Origin of the sequence: Moorena sp. SIO3H5, from assembly GCF_010692395.1 — a bacterium.
Classification (GTDB): Bacteria; Cyanobacteriota; Cyanobacteriia; order Cyanobacteriales; family Coleofasciculaceae; genus Moorena.
Genome location: NZ_JAAHHS010000446.1, coordinates 1 through 6,011, shown reverse-complemented (window position 1 = coordinate 6,011; position 6,011 = coordinate 1). Strand labels below are relative to the sequence as shown.

The following is a 6,011-nucleotide window of genomic DNA, read 5'->3' as shown; positions in this document are numbered from 1 at the left end:
GTGTCTGCCATGATTTATGTTTCCTTAATTACTTTAGGTTTGGTTTAAGCTATCAGCATTCAGCATTCAGCATTCAGCATTCAGCATTCAGCATTCAGCATTCAGCATTCAGCATTCAGCATTCAGCATTCAGCCTTGGCCTTTGGCCACGCTACGGGAATGGCTCACGGCTGACCACTGACCACTGACCGCTGACCGCTGACCGCCTATGCTTCCTGTAATTTGTGGGAGAATTTCAGGATAATGAACTCAGCCGGACGGACTGCTGCCAGACCAATTTCCACAATCATCCGTCCTTCTAAAATGTCCTGTGCTGTCATGCTTTTACCCAGTCCGATATTAACAAAGAAAGCCTGTTCAGGAGTGCTACCAGCCAGGGCACCCTGTCGCCATAATCCCTCCAAATAACTTTCAATTAGGGACTTCACTTTCAGCCAGGTGATGGCGTTGTTAGACTCAAAGACTACAAATGCGGTGGCTTTCTGAATCGATTCTTCAATCAGATTGAACAGTCTGCGCACAGGGATATAGCGCCATTCATTGTCATTACCTGCTAAAGTCCTTGCTCCCCAAATTAAAGTTCCTTTTCCGGTAAAGCTACGAATAGCATTGATGGATTTACCGCTGGTATGAACGTTGAGATTTTCCTGTTCATCATTGGTAATTTTTTCCGTAGGACCAAGTACCGATGCCAAGCTGACATTAGCAGGTGCTTTCCAAACTCCCCTGTCCCGATCTACCCTGGCATATACCCCTGCTACGGCTGCACTTGGGGGTAATACGACTCGCTGTTTAGCTAGTTCAGTCTTTATTTTGTTGTAGAGATCGGTGTTGTAAAGCAAGCTTTGTGGGTCGTTGTACTCAGTCAGCTTTGAATTAGTGGTTCCTCCATCTTCGTTAATAGTTACAGACTCATCGGTGTAATAGTAATTAAGTGATGTTTGGAGATCAGGAGAATAAGCTGCGCCATATTTTAAATATGCTGTACCAATTCCATTTCGGAATTCCTTAACTTTATCTTTCATAACGTCGAAGATAGCAAACCGATCTTTTAACCTATTGCATTGCGTCAAAGCTTTTACACAAAGTCCGTAATAATCGGTATCACCTAAAGTTACCGCATCGGTAAGCATGATTAAAGTCGGTTCATCTTCTTTTTCTAAAGCTGTTAAACCTGCCTCAAAATTGGCAACACTTTTTTCGATAGTGCTGTATTCCCCTACCGAAACAATGTAACAACTGCCCCCACCGTTATCAAAATAAATCCGCAAAGCATAATACATTAAATACTTGAGTGTCGGAGGGCTAATGGGTGCAATTACACCTGCGCTCTGTGTAACCTCAAATTCACTTGCGTAAGCCTTGCCAAACAAAGTTTCATAGTCAAGTAGTGAACTAATTCGAGTGGGTTTATTGGTTAAATATTCACTGCCTCGTCCAGCTTTATCTGTGTAACCGATAAAAGCTGGAATCGCTGTAGATACCTCAGCGACTGAGGGGGGGAATGTAGAAATTTCCTCGACATAAACATTGGGAGTTTTATACACGATGGTTCAATCCTTAGGTTTCAATTTTTATAGATATTTCAGGGCATTAATGACTTGAATTCCGTTCTGATTAGGGGGATTAGGTAAATGATCAATCCACACAGAGGGATCGCCAAGTTCAGTCTTTTTATTTTTTAAAAGTTGAATATTTTGTCTCCCAGCTTCCTGACAAGCAATTTCTGAGTCAGATTTAAAGCAATATTGTTGAGATTCAGGAAATTGTTGGTTAAGGGCAGAAAATATTGACTCTGTATCTTCAGACTCGACACAAGGTATAAATTTTATTTTTGGGTTCCTGGTTGTCTCTTTATCTTCAATCAAGAATTCATCGCCATTAGTTACTTGATCGGTTACCAAGTAATAGAACCACGGTTGTTTTTTTGCTTGGAAGGTGATTTGATAGTCACTCTTCGGATTTTTATCTTTCAAATCTTTAGCCATGGAGGAGTTATTATAAATATCCACAATGCCAAAAATCAGCTTTCCCCTGGGTAAATTTCTATCAGATAAGGTAGTTTTAGCTATTTCTAACTCTGACACTCCAATTTCAGTAGTTTTATCATTACTAAACAGATAAATACCATTATCAAGGGGTTTCCAGTCAATATCTGTGAAATCTATAAAATCTGGATTTTTGATTTTCAATATAAAAGTAAATCGCAAATTATCAGCAAGCTCTACCCAGGGTTTATCTTTTGAATCTACTGGGGCAATGACCATTATTCCGTTAACTTTATTCTTAACAATCAGACGATGACCCCTAAGTACCCTACTACATTCAGGTGTTGGTTCAACACTTAAGTCCGGGCAGACTTTATCCCGATAATAGTCGTGAAGAATACTTAATTCAAAGAGTTGCTTATAAAGCATAATCTAGATGACCCTTGGGTTTTAGTTTGGCGGCGATACTAGATTCTTGAACTACTAACTTCCCTATCAGTTACATCAGAGCCAATTTCCACCGTATCCCCATCGGCAAAGACAACCATTCTGACTTTATAAATGACTGAAGGCAGATAAGACATGCCTAAACCAGACCAAACCTCTCTTTGTTCAGTAAAAGGTAAATTAACCAGTTCTATGGTCAATTTTTGGATCTCAGGATTGAGGGTTGGAGAGTTACGACAATCAAATAATCGATGACTTTGAAAGTATTTGATAATTAGGGATAAAAACTTTAAAGATTGGCTGTAATTAGTAAAATTAGCAGCATAGAGAACGTATAAATTGAGGTAAAGATTAGGGTTGTTTTGCTGGTTACCCCCCTGATTAGGCATCCTGTCATAGGCGGCACCAGAACGAAAGGTATAGTCTTCTTCTAAGTTAACTAACAAGGTAGTAATCGCATTCTCTTCTAAGGAAACTTCTTTGCCGTTGCGATCCTGAAGAAATAAGACCTCAAAAGCCTGACCCCCGGTTTTTACTCGGATGTAGCTGTTGAGTTGCTCCTTAAGAAACGAGAGAACATGATCCAACATAGGTAGTATCTATCCCGCCTAATAATTGGAGGATAATCTTGACAAGAAGACTATGGAATAGGGCAATATTTTTTATATACTTGTAACTGCCACCAAAATAACACTAACATGAAAAATCAATAAAGAGAGAAAATACCGAAAAATGAAATATATCGTAACATTTTTCGGTATTTTAAACAATGAAATATATCGTAATATTTTTAGGAATATTCAACTCGGATCATTTTTCGTAAGCAGTCAGCAGTCAGCAGTCAGCAGTTAGCAGTCAGACGTTGGCCGTTGGCCACGCTACTTGAGGTGCTTATAGGGTTTCTTATCGCTATGAGGTACACAGGATTTTTGGCATTGCTGAGGGGCGGGATGAATAGGAGTGGGGTGGGCATCCTGCCCGCCTGGGAATATTGATAACGGGCAAGATGCCCGTTCCACCAACATGTCCGTTCCACCAACATGTCCGTTCCACCAACATGTCCGTTCCACCAACATGCCCGTTCCACCAACATGCCCGTTCCACCAACATGCCCGTTCCACGGCAACTGGAAATCAACGGTTAGCATCACCTACGTTTCCTAAGCTGATGTTAACCGAAGAGCCAAGTTTTGACTGCTGGGAATTTAGACTAACAGAAATATAGCGGTTCTCATATTCCCTACTCCCTACTCCCTACTCCCTACTCCCTACTTATAGATTGCTATAACGATTCATAAATTTGATGTTCTCTGTTAATAAAAATATCAGCTAATATCTGATACGCTTCTGTCCAAGCTGCTATAACTTCCTCTGTCGCCGCTTCATGCAATACATCCTTCATCGCTTGTAGTAAACTCTCTCCCACAATGGGATATTGTTCGGGTTTAACATGGGTTTTTACATGACGATGGGCAATCACCTCAACCATGGATTTTAAAGCCTCCGGATTATCAATTTTGCTAGCATAACTATAGACTGCTGTCGCTAACTTAGCTGGTTGAGAACCATTGGCTTGAGCTGACATATCAAACTGTGCTTTTACCTCTGGATGGTTGTGAAACATGATTTCATACATCCGAGTAGTAATTTGCTTACCATGCTTTTTGAGCAGGGGAGCTGTGGACTTGATGATATCTATAGTTTCTTGGCTCACCTGATTCACGGGTTTGGGTTTTTCCGAGAGGGTTAGCACAAATTTCAGATTCTCTTGGGCTTGTAACTTATGAGGTGCTTTAGCAGGTATAAAGATAAAGACTCCTGGTTCTAAGGTAATCTCTTTCTGGTCTAAGGTCAGAATTCCTTTCCCTTCAATGACGGTAATTGCGGCATTACGAGGTGAAGTATGCTCGTCGATGGCTGTACCTTTTGCCAGACAAAATAGGGTGTATTGGCAATTGTTATCCTTGAGCAAAACTTTGCTAATCATCCCTGTCTCTGGATCGTCAGCTAATTTTTGTAGGGAAGTGCTAAACGATGTGTTTGCTGTAGCGATCGCATTACCCATTATCCTTTCCTCATCACAATTTTAGGTAGGAAGTTCTAAGATTGGTAAATATCCCTGAACTCGTTGTTACTTTTACTGTGACAGAAATAGTTAGGGCTGTCCTTGAGCTAGCTCATAAACGAAGTAAATTGTTGATTATAACTATCAAACAGTCTCAAAGGACTACTAGGCATGGTCTCATCCATAGAACAATTAGCTCAAGTCTGGGTGCTGAAAGACCTAGAAACCTCAGCGCTAGAGAATATGCAGCCTTATACCAAAGTAAGGACTTATTTGCGGGATGAGATTGTGATCTACGAGGGCGATCGCCTCCCCTGCCAACTCTATGCCTTAATCAAGGGAACTCTGAAAATTCAAAAAACCGGGACGAGTGGTAAAGAAAGCCTTTTGCGCATCATCCCTGAGGGGGATATTTTTGCGGCTCCGGCAATTTTTGGTAATGGTATTGCTCCCGCAACAGTTATTTGTCAGGTGGACTCCCTAGTGCTAACCATAGAACGAGAGGCGCTGTTAGAGACCATTCGTCATACCCCAGAAGTGGCGTTGCGAATCCTGGAAGTCTTTAATCAACGCCTGCAACAAATTCATAACACCGTACATGGGCTAATTTCTGAAAGGGCAATTGTACGACTGGTGCGTCTGCTGCAATACTATGCAACTCGCTATGGAACTGAGTCTGTTACTCAGGGAGACTCCTTAAATGTCAACCTTCCTTACTATCAAATTGCTCGCAGTATAGGAATAACCTATGAAGAATGCGTGCGTTTATTCAAAAAGATAAATTCGAGCAATTCAGTAGTTACCTACAAGCGGGGAGGCAAAATTATTATCAATGACTGGCAGCAGTTAGATGCGATTGCGGACAACGAAGGATTAAAAGACTAGGGAGTAGGGAGTAGGGAGTAGGGAGTAGGGAGTAGGGAGTAGGGAGTAGGGAATCGGGAGTAGGGAATCGGGAAAAAATCCTGTGTACTTCGTTACTATGAGAAACCCTCTAATGCAGGCATTGTTATAGCTTACAACGCCTTCCATAGCCAGGTCTGAACCCTAACGTCAATCGCTTCGCGACCATTCAAAAATGGTCAGCGTGGGATGAATGCACCGTCGAAGGTTTTGTTAATTATGAATCTTTCTGCTCAGTTTGTGATTCCTCCGCTTCTGATGTCGGATTATTCATCTCGTCTTTGAAGCCTCTGAGGGTTTTCCCTAGGGCGCTGCCAATTTCAGGAATCTTCTTCGGTCCAAAAATCACAACTGCCACAACGCCAATAATCATCACTTCGGGCAATCCTAAACCAAACATACGAATTTCCTCTAAACTCCTGTTAACGTTGAATTAACCTTGAACTGCTTTATAGCACTGTAAGCATTCAGCGGTCAGCAGTCAGCCGTCAGCTGACGTAACAGAGATTAAACCAATGCTTACCTGTTTTATTCAAAAGCACCGATCTAGTAGCGCATTAGCTGAGAGTTGAGAGCTGAGAGCTGAGAGCTGAATGCTTAAATAGCACA

8 protein-coding genes and 1 pseudogene are annotated in these 6,011 nt (G+C 41.6%); 2 read left to right on the top strand and 7 right to left on the bottom strand.

Features of this window, described 5'->3' with window-relative positions; translation table 11 throughout:
- Positions 1-188, top strand: a pseudogene (locus F6K52_RS30845) (hypothetical protein); the annotation flags it as partial.
- Positions 189-206: 18 nt separating this feature from the next.
- Here the strand turns inward: F6K52_RS30845 and F6K52_RS30840 are convergent.
- From F6K52_RS30840 to F6K52_RS37145, 5 genes are all read right to left on the bottom strand, one after another.
- Positions 207-1,547: a phage tail sheath C-terminal domain-containing protein gene (locus F6K52_RS30840; protein WP_293087915.1), complete on the bottom strand. Its 1,341-nt coding sequence runs from the start codon at positions 1,545-1,547 to the stop codon at positions 207-209.
- Between the two features lie 27 nt (positions 1,548-1,574).
- A complete protein-coding gene (locus F6K52_RS30835; RefSeq protein ID WP_293087913.1) occupies positions 1,575-2,417 on the bottom strand; it encodes a hypothetical protein in 843 nt (280 codons plus the stop codon).
- A 38-nt stretch (positions 2,418-2,455) separates the two neighbouring features.
- Positions 2,456-3,025, bottom strand: a complete 570-nt coding sequence (locus F6K52_RS30830) for a DUF4255 domain-containing protein (RefSeq protein WP_293087911.1) — start codon at positions 3,023-3,025, stop codon at positions 2,456-2,458.
- A 288-nt stretch (positions 3,026-3,313) separates the two neighbouring features.
- Positions 3,314-3,556 (bottom strand): hypothetical protein, encoded by a 243-nt coding sequence (locus F6K52_RS30825; protein WP_293087909.1) that lies wholly within the window; start codon positions 3,554-3,556, stop codon positions 3,314-3,316.
- Positions 3,557-3,716: 160 nt separating this feature from the next.
- Complete coding sequence (locus F6K52_RS37145; RefSeq protein ID WP_364420543.1) at positions 3,717-4,499, bottom strand: globin domain-containing protein; 783 nt, start codon at positions 4,497-4,499, stop codon at positions 3,717-3,719.
- A 171-nt stretch (positions 4,500-4,670) separates the two neighbouring features.
- On the opposite strand from F6K52_RS37145, the gene F6K52_RS30810 reads away from it, so the two are divergent.
- Positions 4,671-5,384, top strand: a complete 714-nt coding sequence (locus F6K52_RS30810) for a Crp/Fnr family transcriptional regulator (protein ID WP_293087907.1) — start codon at positions 4,671-4,673, stop codon at positions 5,382-5,384.
- On the opposite strand, the gene F6K52_RS30805 is transcribed toward F6K52_RS30810, so the two are convergent.
- Positions 5,373-5,531, bottom strand: a complete 159-nt coding sequence (locus F6K52_RS30805) for a hypothetical protein (RefSeq protein WP_293087904.1) — start codon at positions 5,529-5,531, stop codon at positions 5,373-5,375. The genes F6K52_RS30810 and F6K52_RS30805 overlap by 12 nt on opposite strands.
- 88 nt (positions 5,532-5,619) lie before the next feature.
- Complete coding sequence (locus F6K52_RS30800) at positions 5,620-5,802, bottom strand: twin-arginine translocase TatA/TatE family subunit (RefSeq protein ID WP_293087902.1); 183 nt, start codon at positions 5,800-5,802, stop codon at positions 5,620-5,622.
- Between the last annotated feature and the right edge of the window lie 209 nt (positions 5,803-6,011).